The following is a 14,494-nucleotide window of genomic DNA, read 5'->3' on the forward strand; positions in this document are numbered from 1 at the left end:
ATGCCTGGTGTGATGCACAGTGGGGGTTGCGGCCGCCGTCAATGGTGGCGGCGGCTTCGCATTTGCCTTGCTCTGCCGCTTCTTGTTCCGTTGATCGGCTGCAAGGCTGATCTCTACAGCAAGATTCAGGAGCGTGAGGCCAATGAGATGCTTGCGCTTCTCCTTGGCAAGGGTGTCGATGCTGTTCGCGTTGTCGCCAAGGATGGAACCAGCACGATCCAGGTCGAGGAAAGGCAGCTTGCATATTCGATTGACCTGCTCAATGTTGAGGGGCTGCCGCGTCAATCTTTCAAGAATCTCGGCGAGGTGTTCAAGGGATCGGGCCTCGTTGCCTCCCCGATCGAGGAGCGCGCCCGTTACGTTTATGCCCTCAGCGAAGAATTGTCGCGCACCATTAGCGACATCGATGGCGTCCTTTCGGCGCGGGTGCACGTGGTTCTGCCGAAGAACGATCTTCTGCGGCAAGACGCGACCCCATCGTCGGCGTCGGTTTTCATCCGACATGGTTCGAACGCCAAGCTCTCGGCGCTGTTGCCTCAGATCAAGATGCTCGTCGCCAACAGCATCGAAGGGCTATCTTACGACAAGGTGGCTGTGGTCTTTGTGCCGGTTGAGCGAGCGCCGCTTGAGCAGCCGGCGCAGTCGGCAGCCGCTTCGTCTCAATCAACAAGGCCGGCTTCAACGCCGTGGCTTGCGCTTGGGGTCGGGGGCGCAAGCGCCGCATTCGTCATTGCATCTTATCTGTTGCTAGGCGCGCGTCTTCGTCAGTTCGGTCAATCATCGCGCAAACTTACCATGTTCGGCAGGCGTTCGAATGTGACCGCTGTCCAGGCTGCTGGCAAAAAGATCACCTCCGATGCGACATAACCAGGACGCTCATGTCGTCATCGATATCACCCACCGAACCCAATCGTTCGATCACGCTGGCTTCAGAACGGCTGCGCGAGCTTATTGCCTCGATCCATCCGAGCCGTTTTGCCGCGTGTCTCGATCCGCTGCTGTCGCCCGCCACATTACTCCGACTGCAGCAGAGTTCCAGGTTGCAGCCAAGGCTGGCCGAGCTGCTGCTCGGCAGCGACGTGGATGTGAGCGGAGCTGGCTGGAACGACGACCTTCTGCTCGGGCATGATCCGCGTCGGGCTGCGCTGCTCGCCGGCGGTATCTGGCATGCTCATTCCGTCCTGAAGCTGGTTTCAAAGCGCGATCTTTCGATCTTGGTCGAGATGATCGGTGCCGAAGCGCATGCCTTCGCCATCCGGCATTTACCCAGCGCGGTTGCAACAGCACTCATTGCCGATCCGGAACACCTGTCGCGACAGATTGAACGCGATGGACATGCCTGTCTGGGCGCTTGGCTCGACCGGGCTCCAGCGATCGAGCGTATCCGCGTGCTTCTACGCTTGCCTCGTGGGACGGCCGCGGACAATCCGGCGGCTGAGCACCATCGTGCTTCAGGCCCGCTGCTTTCCTTGGTTGTGGCCCATTTGGGGACGGAGGCTGCCACGGTATGACAGTCGACTTCCCAGCATTGCCTGTGGCCCCACAGATCCGTCCGCTTGGGCCCCTGATCCCGGCAGCCGAGCTCAAGATCTGGCATGACGCCGTGCACGCGCGGGCCACTGCTGAGCGGCATCTGCAGCGTGTTCGCGGCTGGGGACGCAAAGCTTTTGAGCGGGAACGGGCGCGCGGCCATGCCGAGGGGGTGAAAGCGGGCGCAGAGGAAATCGCACGCCTGATTGCGCAGGCTGCTTGTGAACTCGCGCAGCGAAAGGCCGTTCTGGAACAAGAATTGCCCGAGCTGGTCATCGAGATCGTGCGAGATTTGCTCGGCGCCTTTGATCCGGGCGAGATGCTGGTGCGCAGCGTTCGTCACGCGATTGAGCAAAAGTACAAGAACACGGAAGTCTGCCTTCACGTGTCCCCCCTGAAAGCCGATCTGCTTGCCAGTGAATTCGCAGCCTACAACGGACAGGAGGGCCGGCCCAAGGTCAGGATCGAGCCGGATCCGGCGCTCACGGCGGACCAATGTGTCTTGTGGAGCGAGTTTGGCAATGTCGATCTCGGACTTGCCGCGCAGCTTCGTGCGCTTCGTGTGGGGTTTGGCTTGCCGTCGCAGGAAGGTGGACCGTGACTGCGCAACGATCGACCCATGGTGCGGCTGAAGAAGAGGCTGTCCACGCCGCACTGTCTTCCTTGAGATCTTCGGTCAAGCATATCGACACGCGTGCCGTCCGCGGCCGGATCACGAAGGCTATCGGTACGCTGCTCCATGCCGTCTTGCCGGAAGCCCGGGTTGGGGAGCTATGCCTGCTGCAGGATCCCCGCAGCGGGTGGTCGCTCGAGGCGGAGGTGATCGGCTTGTTGCCGGACGGGGTGTTGCTCACGCCGATCGGTGACATGGTCGGCTTGTCCAACCGTGCCGAGGTCGTCACGACTGGGCGAATGCAGGAAGTTCCGGTCGGCCCCGATTTGCTCGGCCGCGTGATCGACAGTTTCGGTCGCCCACTCGATGGTAAGGGGCCAATAAAGGCTGGCGAAGTGCGCCCGCTGCGCGGCAAGGCGCCCAACCCCATGAAACGGCGCGGTATCGAGCAGCCTTTCCCACTCGGCGTTCGTGTCCTGGATGGGCTTCTGACATGTGGTGAAGGCCAGCGGATCGGAATCTATGGGGACGCGGGTTGCGGCAAGTCGACGCTGATGTCGCAAATCGTCAAAGGCGCAGCCGCCGACGTCACGATTGTCGCGCTGATCGGCGAACGTGGCAGAGAGGTACGTGAATTCATCGAACGTCATCTTGGCGAGGCACTCCGCCGTTCGGTCGTCGTCGTGGAAACCTCCGACCGTTCGGCGATGGAGCGGGCACAATGTGCCCATATGGCGACGGCGCTGGCCGAATACTTTCGTGATCAGGGGCTGCGCGTCGTTCTGATGATGGATTCCTTGACGCGCTTTAGTCGTGCGATGCGCGAGATCGGCCTTGCCGCAGGAGAGCCTCCGACCCGGCGCGGATTTCCGCCCTCCGTCTTTGCTCTGCTGCCGGGTCTGTTGGAGCGGGCCGGCATGGGCGAGCAGGGCTCCATCACGGCCTTTTATACCGTGCTAGTCGAAGGTGACGGCACGGGCGATCCAATCGCCGAAGAATCGCGCGGCATTCTCGACGGACACATCATTCTTTCGCGTGCGCTGGCTTCGCGGGAGCATTTTCCGGCCATCGACGTGCTGTCGAGCCGAAGCCGCGTCATGGATGCGGTCGTGTCTGTGCCGCATCGCAAGGCGGCATCCTTCTTTCGTGATCTGCTCTCGCGCTACGCCGAGGCCGAGTTTTTGATCAAGGTCGGCGAATATAAGCAAGGCGCTGATCCGCTGACCGACCGGGCGATCGCCTCGATTGAGGAGTTGCGGACGTTCCTGCGCCAAGGCCAGGACGAGGCGTGCAAATTTGAGGAGACGATCGCATGGATGTCACGTTTGACCGCCTGAACACCGCTCATGCGTCGAAATTGCGGGCGGTGAAGGACATGAGGGAGCGAAGCGCCCTTCGTGAACTGTCCAACATGGAAGCCAAGCGCCGCATCGCAGGTGAAGCCGTCGAACAGGCTTCCGAGCAGCTTGCCAATGCCGAAAGACACCGCGCAAGGGTCGAAGCCGAGCTTTATCGGGAGATGTTATCGGCCGATGCGATATCCGTCAGCGAACTCGAGCGCCGCCATCATCTTATCATTGGGCGGCTCACAGAGGATATCGCGGCGGCGCAGCTACTTCTTGACAAGGCGCACACCGCTCAAGATCAGGCCGAGGCGGCGGTCCGTGAGGCGCGGACGCTATGGGCCAAACGTTCCGCTGCGTGCCACAAATGGCAAGAGATCGAGCGTGATGTTGAGCGCATCACCAATGCTCATGTTGAAGCCGCGGCGGAAATCGAAGCCGATGATGAGGTGTTGCTTCGCTACCGCAGAGGCGCGCCCGTCCAAGCGGGAGGCGGGCCGAGCTGATGGCCAATTCTCCTTTGCCGGCGTGCTGCGATGGGCAGGCGCCGCCTGCGACACAGAGGCTGGGCGGACCCGTACCATTCAGGCCACAGCTGACCCTATCTCGTGCTGTGGTCTCGTGGCTCAATGAGATCGCAGCTTTCCGCGGACCTCTGCAAAGCCGTTTCGGCGATAAGCCGCTATCGCTGCGCATGGTCCGGCTTGTCTGGCAGGTCGAGCCACCTGAGACATCGATGCTTGACTGCGTCTTTGACGCAGGCGGCGAAACGCTCGTCCTGTCCTTGCCCAGGTCGTTTGCCGAAGCGCTGATTGCGACGGTGCAGAATGGCCTTACCTTACCTTCCGAGCCAACGCGTTCGCTGGTCCTTGAACTCGCGCTAGACCCGTTGCTCTCTTCCCTGGAGCAGCTGATGCAGCTGCATTTGCAGCTTCTCCGCACCGATGAAGCGGCGAAATCAGGTCCATTCCTTGAGTTCGATGTCGCCTATGGGCCGCTCACGAGCAAGGTTCGCCTGCTCCTATTCTCGTCTCTTGACGGTCTGGTTCCGCCAGCGTTCGGCGTCCTAGGTGAATTGCTTGGCCGATTGCCGCGACAGACGCCTAAGCTTCGCCCTGAACTCCCTGTGATCGTTGCAGGCGAAGTTGGCTCGCTCCGCATTACAATCGGCCTTGTTCGTCAAGCCCAGCAAGGCGATGCGCTGCTGCCGGACGCAATTTACCTTGCTCGTGGCCAGATCATCCTCACTGCCGGCACATTGTGGGCCCCTGCGGAGGTTGCCGGCGACCGACTGGTCCTGCGGGCACCATTCCGCTCGCAATCTCACCCCTCGAAAAGTGGACACATGACGACACAATCCCAAGCCCAGCAGCCTCCCTCCGAGGCCGATATCGATAGCCTCGAGATCACACTCGTATTCGAATGCGGCCGCTGGCCGATGCCGATTGGAACCTTGCGGAGCATCAACGAAGGCCATGTGTTCGAACTCGGCCGGTCGCTTGACGGCCCTGTTGATATCCTTGCCAACGGGCAGCGCATCGGCCGTGGCGATATCGTACGGGTCGGCGACGAACTTGCCGTAAGGTTACGCGGCAGGTTGGCGGTCAATGACTGAGATTCAACCCAGCATCCTCGCGCTTTTGGCGATCACGGTCGGTCTCGGCCTGCTCGCCTTCGTCGTCGTGACGACGACCGCCTTCATAAAGGTCTCCGTTGTGCTTTTCCTGGTGCGCAACGCGCTCGGGACACAATCGATACCGCCCAATATCGTCCTGTATGGGGCGGCACTGATCCTGACCGTCTTCATCAGCGCGCCGGTGTTTGAGCAGACCTACAACCGCCTGACGGACCCGCAACTCCGCTACCAAACGTTTGATGACTGGGTGGCGGCCGCCAAGGAGGGGCAGGAACCGCTGCGCGCGCATTTGAAGAAGTTCACTAATGAAGAGCAGCGCCGGTTTTTCCTGTCATCGACCGAACATGTCTGGTCGGAGGAGATGCGCGGCAGCGCCACGGCTGATGATTTTGTGATTCTTGTGCCGTCGTTCTTGATCTCGGAGCTCAAGCGCGGCTTCGAAATCGGCTTTCTTCTTTATCTTCCCTTTATCACCATCGACCTGATCGTCACGACGATTTTGATGGCCATGGGGATGTCGATGGTGTCGCCGACAGTGATATCTGTTCCCTTCAAGCTCTTTTTGTTCGTTACCATCGACGGCTGGTCACGTCTCATGCACGGGCTGGTTTTGAGCTACACGACGCCGGGAGGTTGATCATGAACGAAGCCAGCATCCTCAAGTACCTGAGCGAATCGCTCGTGCTTTTCATGATCTGGGTTCTGCCGCCGCTCCTGGCAGCCCTGATCTCGGGATTGATCATCGGCCTCATCCAGGCGGCAACCCAGCTCCAAGATCAAACCTTGCCCCTGACGGTGAAACTTCTGGTCGTCGTCGCCGTACTCGCCGGGTTCTCTCCGGTGCTCAGCGCTCCGCTCATCGAGCAGGCCGAACGCATTTTCAGCGAGTTTCCTGCACTCACCGCAAGATACTAGCAGGGCTTGGATGGCCGGCCTGTCACCTACAGATGCGCACGCCCTCGTCCAGGGCGGAATCGAACTTATCGCAGCAACCGGCCTGAGCGCGGCCCGCGCCTTGGGCATCATGCTTGTGCTTCCCGTCTTCACCCGGCCGCGCATCAGTGGCCTGATCCGCGGAAGTCTGACGATCGCGATCGGGCTACCGTGTCTGGCGCAGATCAAGCTAGGACTGGAGGCGCTAGATCCGAACACGCGTCTGGTCAGCGTAACCATGCTCGGTTTGAAGGAGGTGTTCGTCGGCCTTCTGCTCGGTATCCTGCTCAGCATTCCCCTATGGAGCATCCAGGCAGTCGGCGACATCATCGATACGCAACGAGGAATCTCCAGCCAGGTCGCAGCAGAAGATCCTGCGACTCACAGCCAAGCGTCGGGGACCGGGCTTTTTCTCGGCGTCACTGCGGTCACGATCTTCGTTCTGGTCGGCGGCCTGCAGACCATGGTGAGCAGCCTTTATGGCAGCTATCTGATCTGGCCCGTGTATCAGTTCCTGCCTGCGGTGACGGCACTGGGAGCAATGGAATGCCTCGCTCTTCTCGATCATATCATGCTGACGACGCTATTGGTCGCCGGGCCGGTGCTGGCCCTGCTGCTGCTGATCGACGTGTCGGTCATGATGCTCGGCCGCTTTGCATCGCAACTCAAGCTGAACGATCTTTCGCCCACGATCAAGAATGTTGCCTTCGGTGTCATCATGGTCAGCTATACCGTCTATCTCCTCGAATACGCAGGAGCTGAAATCCTCACGTCGAACAACGTGCTCGAGTCCTTCAAGAAGCTCTTGAAATGAGCGGCACGAGCGAGGAGAAGAAGCTTCCCCCGACCCCCAAGAAGCTGCGCGATGCGCGCAAGAAAGGGCAGAGCGCGCGCAGCTCCGACCTGGTGAGCGGGGTCAGCGCCTGCGCCGGCTTTTCCTGTCTGTGGTGGAGAGCGGGTGCGATCGAAGACAAGTGGCATGAAACGGTCCAGCTGATCGACAAACTGCAGGAGCAGCCCTTCACGAGCGCGGTTCCGCAGGCGCTCAACGGTTTGCTGGAACTTTCGATGGCAACGGTCGGGCCTTTGCTCGCGGCTGCCGTCGCAGCAGCCCTTCTGGCCAATGTCGTGGCCAACGGCGGTTTCATGTTTGCGTTGGAGCCGCTCAAACCGAAGCTTGAGAAACTGGATCCGATCAAAGGCTTGACGCGGCTTGCATCTAAACGTTCGGCCGTCGAGCTTGGCAAGACGCTGGTTAAGGTGCTGCTCCTCGGGACGTGCTTTTTCCTTACCGTGACCGCAAGCTGGAAGGCACTGGTGTATTTGCCGGTCTGCGGCATGGGCTGCCTCGGAATAGTCTTCACCGAGATCAAGCTGCTGGCCGGGATTGCTGCCGGGGCGTTCCTCGTCGGCGGGTTGGCCGACCTTCTGATCCAGCGCTGGTTGTTCATGCAGGAGCTGCGCATGACCGAAACCGAGGCCAAGCGCGAGAACAAGGAGCAGCAAGGCAATCCGCAGGTGAAGAGTGAACGCAGGCGTCTGCGCCAGGTGTCGGCGAACGAGGCTCCGCTTGGCGTCAATCGCGCCAACTTGATACTAAGGGGGTCCGCAGCCTTGATTGGGCTGCGCTATGTTCGCGGCGAAACCGGCGTGCCGGTTCTGGTCTGTCGGGGTGAGGGCGAAGCTGCTTCCAAGTTGCTAGGCGAGGCACGCGCGCTGCGCCTCAAGATAGTGGATGACGACGTCCTGACACACCAGCTGCTCGGCAAAGCAAGACTCGGCAACCCGGTTCCGTCGCAATATTTCGAGTCGGTCGCAAAAGCCCTTTACGCTGCCGGGCTGGTCTAGAGCGGTTTCCAGCGAGGTGGACGCCGGTTCGCGCGAAGGAAATGCGTCAAACAAGAATCTACAGCTCCGTTCCGATTCAATCGGAACGGAAAAGTCTCTAGACTAGACGGCTTTCGAGCGAAGTTGTGTACCGGTTCGCGGAAGAAAGCGCGCCAGAACAAAAATCCGGCCTGCTATTCAATCGGCACGGGAAATCGCTCGATCATTTTGATCACGCGGCGGCGATGCAACGCCCGTCACCGAGGAGGCTGTACGTCCCTCGTTGCCGCCGCGGGAGCTTCCGACGCGGCCCCATTGCTCTGTCCACCTTCTCCGTTGCTCTTGTTGCCCAGGCCAAACGTGCCATAGCTGGCAACCGGAATGGCGGCGCGATCGCCATTACTCGTCATGACCGAGCGATTGTCCAGCAAGTCGAGCGGATCGTTGACCATGACTGCCAGATTGCTTCTGGTCGAGCAGCCAAGCGTCGGGTCGAACGAATTATCGTTGACCGCAGGCCCGACGATGGAAAGCGACGGACAGACAGGAGGCTGGGCTTCAAAGGTGATCGCCTCGATCCTTACCCCGAAACGGGAGGGCAGATCGAGAGGTGAGGCGGACAGGCGAATATTATAGGGGGCAACGCCCATGGCACGGGCCTCGTGGGCCACCTGTGCAATGAGCCGGGGCGTGCCGGTGACATCGACATGGAGTGCGTCCCGCCGGCCGCCACTTGCACTCGCAATGAAGCTCCGCAGCCGGTGCCTTTCGGAGCCACGAAGGCTCTGTAGGAACAAAACACTGTTCTTCTGCTCCACTTGGATCGCCTGTTCAGCCGGCCCGGGACGGATCGAAGCACTGTTTGCGCATCCGCCCAATGTTGCCGCAACAACGATCAAATGGCACAAATGTCGCAAGGTCATTTGACGATCCTCATTCGATGATAAAGCCGGCGCTGCCGGTCAATCCTGGTGCGCTCGTGCGGGGCGCATCGCGGTCTTTTGGCGGCCGCGCCAGCGTGTTCGTCAAGATGCGGCCCGTGTCTGAGGGCGGTGCTATGCGGTCGGTCGGTGCACTCATCCGGGTCGGGTTCGATCCGGGCCGCACGATGTAAGGCGTGACAATAATAACCAGCTCGGTCTCGCGCTTTTGAAACGATGAGGAGCGAAACAGCGCGCCAAGGATCGGCACGTCGCCGAGCCAGGGAAACTCGCCAATGTCGTTGTTGAAGTTGCGCCTGATCAGTCCGCCGATGGCAAAGCTCTGACCGCTGGCGAGTTCGACCACGGTGCTAGCTCGTCGCGTCGAAAGCGCAGGGACTTCCATGCCATTGATCTTGACTTGGCCTTCGCTCGACAGTTCGCTGACTTCGGGCTTCACACGGACATTGATCTGATTATTGTTGAGCACTGTCGGGACGAATTCGAGGCTCACGCCGAACTGGCGGAATTGGACCGAAACCTGCCGATTATCCTGCATCACAGGAATGGGGAATTCGCCGCCGGCCAGGAAACTCGCGGACTCGCCGGACATCGCCGTCAGATTCGGCTCAGCCAGGATCGAGGCGAGATGCTCGCTGGCGAGCGCGTCCAGAACAGCGCTGAGGTTGGTATTGCCCGCGCTGAACCCGATACCGATCGTGCCGCCGCCGTTCGCCGCGGCGGATCCGCCATCCTTGCCGCTGATAAGGAAAGCGCCGTTTGGGCTGGAGGCCGTGAAGTGGATATTGAGATCCTTGACGGCGCTGCGGGACACTTCTGCGACCCGTACGCTGAGATTCACCTGCAGCGAGCCGGCCACCTGGATCTTGTTGACGACGAGCGCACCCGCCCCGAGAAACTGCTCGGTGACTTTCTTGGCTGTCTCGACGACCTCGGCATTGGGCGCGGTACCGCTCAGGATCGCTCCGCGCGGGGTGTAGCTGACCTGGATCGGATAGTCGCCGACCTCAGCTCGAAGCATGGCTCGCAGGTCCTCGATCGGTTGTGTGACGACCACGCGTAGCTCGGCGAGAGCCTCGCCGTTTTCGTTCAGGGCAAAGAGGCTGGTGCGTCCTGATTTCTTGCCAAACACGAAGATTGTCGTATTTGACGGCGCCTGATAATCCGCAATCGTCGGGTCGGCAACAAAGATGCTCGCCGCCGCAGCGGTCAGATGGATCGTCTTGCCCTGTGAGGAAATCAGGTTCAGCGTGCCGGAGGTGCTGCCGGGCGCGCTACGCGGCGGTTCTGCTTTGCCATCCCGCTTGGTTTGGGCTGCCGCAGCAAGCGGAAATAGCAGAGCAAGTCCGCACAGGACGTAGCAGAGGCGAGGCAAAACGGCAGAGCGCGTTGCCCCAGCTACCATCGACAGCTCATCAGCGCGCGCAGCATTGTTATCGAAATTCAAGGGGTTATTGCTTTCAAGTTGAATCGGCTAAGCAGCCGACGCTGCGCCAATGAGTTCAAGGGTGTAACCGACGCCGCGCGCAGTCTTGATCCTGAGCGTCGCACCCGACTGGCTCAAATGCGTACGCAAGCGATAGATGCCGACTTCCAGCGCATTGGTCGAGACCTCGTCGTCGAACGCATAAAGGCTATCCTCCAGAGATGCGCGCGGCACGGTACGACCGGCACGGTTGAGCAAATGTTCGAGAATGCACACTTCGCGGCGGGCAATCCTCAGTATCCGACCGCCGACCGCGACTTGCCTCGCGATCGGATCGAAATGCAGATTGCCGAATGTCACGACCGGCGCCGTCATTTGCGTTGACCGCCGCAGAATAGCTCGCATGCGCGCGATGAGTTCTTCGGTCGACACGGGTTTGGGGAGGAAGTCGTCCGCACCCGCGTTAAAGATCGCAATCCGCCGCCCGAGGTCGTTGAGGCTGCTCATCATGATGGCCGGCATTGAACATCCCTCGCGCCGGAGCTGCTTCAGCCAGTCCAAGCCGTCTCCATCGGGCAAAACCAATTCGAGCAAAAGAATGTGGTAGTTTGCGCAATCCAGCGCGGCCGACGCCTCGTCCAGCGTGCGTGTCACGTCAACGGCAAACCCGCAATCAGGAAGCGCTTCCTTCACAGCACGGGCAAAGTCCGCTTGATGATCAACCAGGAGAATTCGCATTTCATCGCCTCTCGTCCATCCGCGCCAAGACCTTAGGCGCGTCACGGTTGGCCAAGAGGTTCGATGAAGCTGACCGGCGCCCGCTTCGGCATGAGCGGCAATGTCCGGCGGCGAGGAAGCAGAGCATGGTGACGGACGATCAATCCCGGTGAATTCCTTGTCACCGGGTTGGAAAGCGCAGTGGACCGCTGGGGGCTGCATGCGTCATCGGCGATGCCGAGCAGACCCCTTGGATCGAAAAGACTTTCGAAGTCATTCACGAGGGCAGAAGTCGTCGCAACAGTTTGACGCCTGTGCGCATCGATCGCGTCCGTGTTTGCACGTAATGCACAGCAGCCGTCGATCCTAATAGCGCTGGGCCGCGCAATCGACATCGACACCCAAGCGCAGGAGCGAGCGGATGGAGTCGTGGCTGAATAGTCTAGCGAAACCGGCATTGGGAACTCCCACTTTTCCCCAGTCCCGCGGTCAGTTCTTGCTATGCTGTCTCGCGACAAGGCAAGCTGTTCCGCGTGAAGACAGTTTCACGCTACGCGTCTGGACGATGTCTCCAGAGCTGCGTTGCGCGGCGAACGAACGATGATGCGGCCTCCTGGCTACTGAAGCGGGCTTTCCCTAGCCGGTGATAGACGCGCAGGACGCCGACGCTCGAAACCTTCGGTCAGCTCCGATGCGTGATCCCCTCGAAAGTAGCGAACGAGAGACGGAGGGGACTGCCGCATTTCTGGGCGATAGCCAATCTGGTTGATATTGCTACGCCAGTTGCATCTCCTCACTTGCAATGATCGACTGCAAAGTAATCGAAGCGCGAATTTGGAGCTACGTCGTGCGCGGTTAGGCCAAGGCAAACAGAATCCGAGTTCTACTCGGCCGCTAAATTCTGCTCGGGCCGCAACAGGAGTGGCGCGCGCTTCTCTGTTCTGCACAGAGACGGTGCGGAGAGCACGTCGTCCACAGTGGTGATCGACCCGCGCGATGGGGCGGAGCGGAGCGTCGTTAAGTTTGAGAGACGTTCGCAATTCTTGCTACCTGTCAGGAAGTGTTCGCGCGCGGGTTCGGTGTCGCGAAGCTGTCGGAAATCCTACAATCTGACGTCAGGTGAGGATCAAGTGTCTTTAACAGTTGGTTACGAGTACCCTCCATCTTGTGCGCGTCTTGACTCGGTCACGACACAGTTTGAACACCGTCATGGCCTTATGGGTCGCGGTCGCTCTCGTGGTCTCGAAGGTTGTGAGCATTTCGCCTCTCCAAATTCTGCGAGGTGCAGCTTCAGCTGTAGCGATAGCGTGAGCTAGTTGTTCCCGCTGCGCGTTAAGGCAAGCCATAACGCGCGCGAGCATGAGATTGCCTGGTAGCCTCAAACGTGGCGATTGGCAGGCGGACCATGGCCGGCCGAGATGGGCTGATCTGACGCATAGCGCTTAACGTCGTGGGGGGCAGACGCGCGGTTGCCAAATCGAATTGACTGGCAAAGGATTGAAGAGACGGTCGACTGTCACACCACGTTCCTGAATGCTGCTCCAAAGACTGCGGCCGACTATGCGGGCTTTGGGCGGGATCGGAAAAATCAATTGTTTTGATGGAACGCATTCAAGCGACGGATAGGCGCGGCGCTCGCCGCCGCCTGCCATACCATGGGTGATGCAGCTTTTAGTGCGCTGGCCATGCGGTCGCGTCCACCGGTCTTCTGGTTGAACGCCTCCTGCGTCAGGCCAAGCCGGCCATGGGTAGAGGCGGAGTTTTCACCGGCTCAAGCCAGGCAATAGCCGAAAAACACGAATGAGCACCGCCAAAGAATCACTTGGAAGAGCGAGTTGAATGGGCTCCGGGCGTCGAGTTCGCTCTCATAACGGCGCCGATTGAGGCATTTGATAGCTCGAGGCGCAGGCTGCTCAAGCTATTGTTCGTGAAGCCTGCGCGCGTCCTTCAACTCGTCCTTAAGGGAGCGTCGCGGCAAGTTGAGCGCGCGCGCTGACGAATGACGTGGCTGGATAGGGACTGGTTTCCGGGACCCTCACGTGCGGCGCGGGCGAGGACGTAGCAGTCGTATAATTTTCCGGAAGGGAGGTAAGGTAGACCGAATTCAATTCGTCTGGATCCAAATCATCTAGCTGCTGCTCAAAGCTTGCCTGCTCCTCGGAGCCGGATGCCGGTGTGCTAATTTGTACGCTCAGTTCGTTTGGCTGCCGGTCCGTCCGATGCGGCTGCTGCAGCACGTCCTGAAGCTCAAAGCGAGCGTCTGGAGCATCCCGTGGATCAACATTCATTTCTCTCTCCCCTCGAGTGCCGGCTGCTAGTGTAGATTGTTGCAGGTGCAGCTTTCGAGAAGCTGACGGACCAGGCGGTGAGCCAGTGTCGGTTTGACGGTCACCGGCTGAGTTCAGTGAGGCGAGCGCTGAGCCAGGTGGAAGCGGCGCAAATCGATGGATCACAAATCGGTGCTGCTTTGTGCGGTCTGCCATTTGTGACGAGGCCGAAATTGGAGCCTTGACGAGCCTTTTCACCGCGCGGAGCGAGATTCGCTTCATTGTTGGTCTGTCGTCTGAGTGGCAAAGAGCCGTTGCCAGGGTATCAAGGTGGACAAGCTGGCAGATGTGGCTGGTCTAAATGTTCGTTGGAAATCGTTCGTTTACGCGCACGTGAGGAACCGCATCGTCGCGATCGTCGTGGCATCCAATCGTATGGGTCTCCATTGGATCAGCGCGACCGCTTGCCGTTTGTGGTTTCCGAGCGGCTGCCACTTGATCAAAATCGCTCCAGCGATGTCGCACGAGGATAGGCCGCTTTAGCAAACCTGACCTACGAGGTTGTGAGGTGGGGATAGCCGCCAGAGCCACTTGCGCCTGGTTGCGACAGGTTGTTTTTGTCGCAGGCGCGCGTGTGCTTGATGTCTGGTTTCCGCCAAACGGCTTGCGAGCACGGCATCTTGCCACGTGTGATCAGTGGTACTTATCGAGGGAGAAGAGCATATGAAGTTTATTGGCAAAGGGCTGGCGATCCTGCTCTCATTGCTTTCGGCCATGAGCGTGAGCACGATGGCGAGAGCCGATGAGCCCTCGCCGAAATACACTGAGGTGCTCAATGCTCTGCAGGCCGGCAAGAACGTGAAGCTCATCCTGGACATGAGCCGCTGTGCTGCCGCGGAGGGTGGCAAGCCAGCTTCGGCGACACAGGCCGGTCTGGTCATCAATGCATTCAGGGTGACCCCGCAGAACGGAATCAGCTTCGCCAATGCGCACCAAACGGTGGACAGCTCCGGACATGCGGTGACCGAATACATTCGCCATAGCCTCAGCCGCGAAGGTAAGCTCACGGTGCGGGCCGCAAAGCTTGTCGTCGGGACCACCGAACTCGTGAACCAGGGCGAATTCATCTGTGAACTGCCGGATGGCGCAAAGTTCATCTGGTAAACGAAAGAGTACAGGGACGGGGATGCGCTTGGAGACCTCGATCCTTTAGCCGTGCGGGTATCTTCGCAAGCCACGCGGATAATATCGATCATGAGAG

The 14,494-nt window shown here is 59.9% G+C and carries 15 protein-coding genes; 11 read left to right on the forward strand and 4 right to left on the reverse strand.

Annotation, left to right across the window (positions count from 1 at the left end; translation table 11 throughout):
• From sctJ to Q2M23_RS29350, 10 genes are all read left to right on the forward strand, one after another.
• A complete protein-coding gene (sctJ, locus tag Q2M23_RS29305) occupies positions 1 to 867 on the forward strand; it encodes a type III secretion system inner membrane ring lipoprotein SctJ (protein ID WP_069280074.1) in 867 nt (288 codons plus the stop codon).
• Between the two features lie 11 nt (positions 868 to 878).
• A complete protein-coding gene (locus Q2M23_RS29310; RefSeq protein WP_081334766.1) occupies positions 879 to 1,511 on the forward strand; it encodes a nodulation protein NolU in 633 nt (210 codons plus the stop codon).
• Entirely contained in the window at positions 1,508 to 2,131 is a 624-nt protein-coding gene (gene sctL / locus Q2M23_RS29315) for a type III secretion system stator protein SctL (RefSeq protein WP_057018248.1), read from the forward strand. The genes Q2M23_RS29310 and sctL overlap by 4 nt, the downstream gene beginning before the upstream one ends.
• The gene (gene sctN / locus Q2M23_RS29320; RefSeq protein WP_316397890.1) at positions 2,128 to 3,480 is read left to right on the forward strand and encodes a type III secretion system ATPase SctN; all 1,353 of its coding nucleotides are present in this window, start codon (positions 2,128 to 2,130) and stop codon (positions 3,478 to 3,480) included. Before sctL ends, sctN begins: the two co-directional genes overlap by 4 nt.
• Positions 3,456 to 3,992: a hypothetical protein gene (locus tag Q2M23_RS29325; protein WP_316397891.1), complete on the forward strand. Its 537-nt coding sequence runs from the start codon at positions 3,456 to 3,458 to the stop codon at positions 3,990 to 3,992. Before sctN ends, Q2M23_RS29325 begins: the two co-directional genes overlap by 25 nt.
• A 107-nt stretch (positions 3,993 to 4,099) precedes the next feature.
• Positions 4,100 to 5,101: a type III secretion system cytoplasmic ring protein SctQ gene (gene sctQ / locus Q2M23_RS29330; RefSeq protein WP_316397923.1), complete on the forward strand. Its 1,002-nt coding sequence runs from the start codon at positions 4,100 to 4,102 to the stop codon at positions 5,099 to 5,101.
• Complete coding sequence (gene sctR, locus Q2M23_RS29335; RefSeq protein WP_057018250.1) at positions 5,094 to 5,759, forward strand: type III secretion system export apparatus subunit SctR; 666 nt, start codon at positions 5,094 to 5,096, stop codon at positions 5,757 to 5,759. The genes sctQ and sctR overlap by 8 nt, the downstream gene beginning before the upstream one ends.
• Positions 5,760 to 5,761: 2 nt before the next feature.
• Positions 5,762 to 6,037 carry an EscS/YscS/HrcS family type III secretion system export apparatus protein gene (locus Q2M23_RS29340; RefSeq protein ID WP_057018251.1) on the forward strand — a complete coding sequence of 92 codons (276 nt, stop codon included), beginning with the start codon at positions 5,762 to 5,764 and terminating at the stop codon, positions 6,035 to 6,037.
• A gap of 10 nt (positions 6,038 to 6,047) precedes the next feature.
• On the forward strand, positions 6,048 to 6,869 hold the full coding sequence (gene sctT / locus Q2M23_RS29345) for a type III secretion system export apparatus subunit SctT (RefSeq protein WP_141342535.1): 822 nt from the start codon (positions 6,048 to 6,050) through the stop codon (positions 6,867 to 6,869).
• Positions 6,866 to 7,903 (forward strand): EscU/YscU/HrcU family type III secretion system export apparatus switch protein, encoded by a 1,038-nt coding sequence (locus Q2M23_RS29350; RefSeq protein ID WP_316397892.1) that lies wholly within the window; start codon positions 6,866 to 6,868, stop codon positions 7,901 to 7,903. Before sctT ends, Q2M23_RS29350 begins: the two co-directional genes overlap by 4 nt.
• A 236-nt stretch (positions 7,904 to 8,139) precedes the next feature.
• On the opposite strand, the gene Q2M23_RS29355 is transcribed toward Q2M23_RS29350, so the two are convergent.
• From Q2M23_RS29355 to Q2M23_RS29370, 4 genes are all read right to left on the reverse strand, one after another.
• A complete protein-coding gene (locus Q2M23_RS29355; RefSeq protein WP_316397893.1) occupies positions 8,140 to 8,805 on the reverse strand; it encodes a CpaD family pilus assembly lipoprotein in 666 nt (221 codons plus the stop codon).
• 10 nt (positions 8,806 to 8,815) lie between these two features.
• Positions 8,816 to 10,228, reverse strand: a complete 1,413-nt coding sequence (locus Q2M23_RS29360) for a type II and III secretion system protein family protein (RefSeq protein WP_316397924.1) — start codon at positions 10,226 to 10,228, stop codon at positions 8,816 to 8,818.
• A gap of 69 nt (positions 10,229 to 10,297) precedes the next feature.
• Positions 10,298 to 10,987, reverse strand: a complete 690-nt coding sequence (locus Q2M23_RS29365; RefSeq protein ID WP_316397894.1) for a response regulator transcription factor — start codon at positions 10,985 to 10,987, stop codon at positions 10,298 to 10,300.
• Between the two features lie 1,937 nt (positions 10,988 to 12,924).
• Positions 12,925 to 13,254, reverse strand: coding sequence for a hypothetical protein (locus Q2M23_RS29370; protein WP_316397895.1), 330 nt, complete (start codon positions 13,252 to 13,254; stop codon positions 12,925 to 12,927).
• 702 nt (positions 13,255 to 13,956) lie between these two features.
• Between Q2M23_RS29370 and Q2M23_RS29375 the strand changes: the two genes are divergently transcribed.
• Positions 13,957 to 14,397, forward strand: coding sequence for a VirK family protein (locus Q2M23_RS29375; protein ID WP_141341422.1), 441 nt, complete (start codon positions 13,957 to 13,959; stop codon positions 14,395 to 14,397).
• The last annotated feature ends 97 nt before the right edge of the window (positions 14,398 to 14,494 follow it).

Origin of the sequence: Bradyrhizobium sp. 33ap4, assembly GCF_032654765.1 — a bacterium.
Taxonomy (GTDB): Bacteria; Pseudomonadota; Alphaproteobacteria; order Rhizobiales; family Xanthobacteraceae; genus Bradyrhizobium; species Bradyrhizobium australafricanum.

Excerpts from the sequence above, each read along its gene's own strand:
- sctJ (WP_069280074.1), top strand. The coding sequence starts at position 1 with ATGCCTGGTGTGATGCACAGTGGGGGTTGCGGCCGCCGTCAATGGTGG.
- Q2M23_RS29310 (WP_081334766.1), top strand. The coding sequence starts at position 879 with ATGTCGTCATCGATATCACCCACCGAACCCAATCGTTCGATCACGCTG.
- sctL (WP_057018248.1), top strand. The coding sequence starts at position 1,508 with ATGACAGTCGACTTCCCAGCATTGCCTGTGGCCCCACAGATCCGTCCG.
- Q2M23_RS29325 (WP_316397891.1), top strand. The coding sequence starts at position 3,456 with ATGGATGTCACGTTTGACCGCCTGAACACCGCTCATGCGTCGAAATTG.
- sctR (WP_057018250.1), top strand. The coding sequence starts at position 5,094 with ATGACTGAGATTCAACCCAGCATCCTCGCGCTTTTGGCGATCACGGTC.
- Q2M23_RS29340 (WP_057018251.1), top strand. The coding sequence starts at position 5,762 with ATGAACGAAGCCAGCATCCTCAAGTACCTGAGCGAATCGCTCGTGCTT.
- sctT (WP_141342535.1), top strand. The coding sequence starts at position 6,048 with ATGGCCGGCCTGTCACCTACAGATGCGCACGCCCTCGTCCAGGGCGGA.
- Q2M23_RS29350 (WP_316397892.1), top strand. The coding sequence starts at position 6,866 with ATGAGCGGCACGAGCGAGGAGAAGAAGCTTCCCCCGACCCCCAAGAAG.
- Q2M23_RS29355 (WP_316397893.1), bottom strand. The coding sequence starts at position 8,805 with ATGACCTTGCGACATTTGTGCCATTTGATCGTTGTTGCGGCAACATTG.
- Q2M23_RS29360 (WP_316397924.1), bottom strand. The coding sequence starts at position 10,228 with ATGGTAGCTGGGGCAACGCGCTCTGCCGTTTTGCCTCGCCTCTGCTAC.
- Q2M23_RS29365 (WP_316397894.1), bottom strand. The coding sequence starts at position 10,987 with ATGCGAATTCTCCTGGTTGATCATCAAGCGGACTTTGCCCGTGCTGTG.
- Q2M23_RS29370 (WP_316397895.1), bottom strand. The coding sequence starts at position 13,254 with ATGAATGTTGATCCACGGGATGCTCCAGACGCTCGCTTTGAGCTTCAG.
- Q2M23_RS29375 (WP_141341422.1), top strand. The coding sequence starts at position 13,957 with ATGAAGTTTATTGGCAAAGGGCTGGCGATCCTGCTCTCATTGCTTTCG.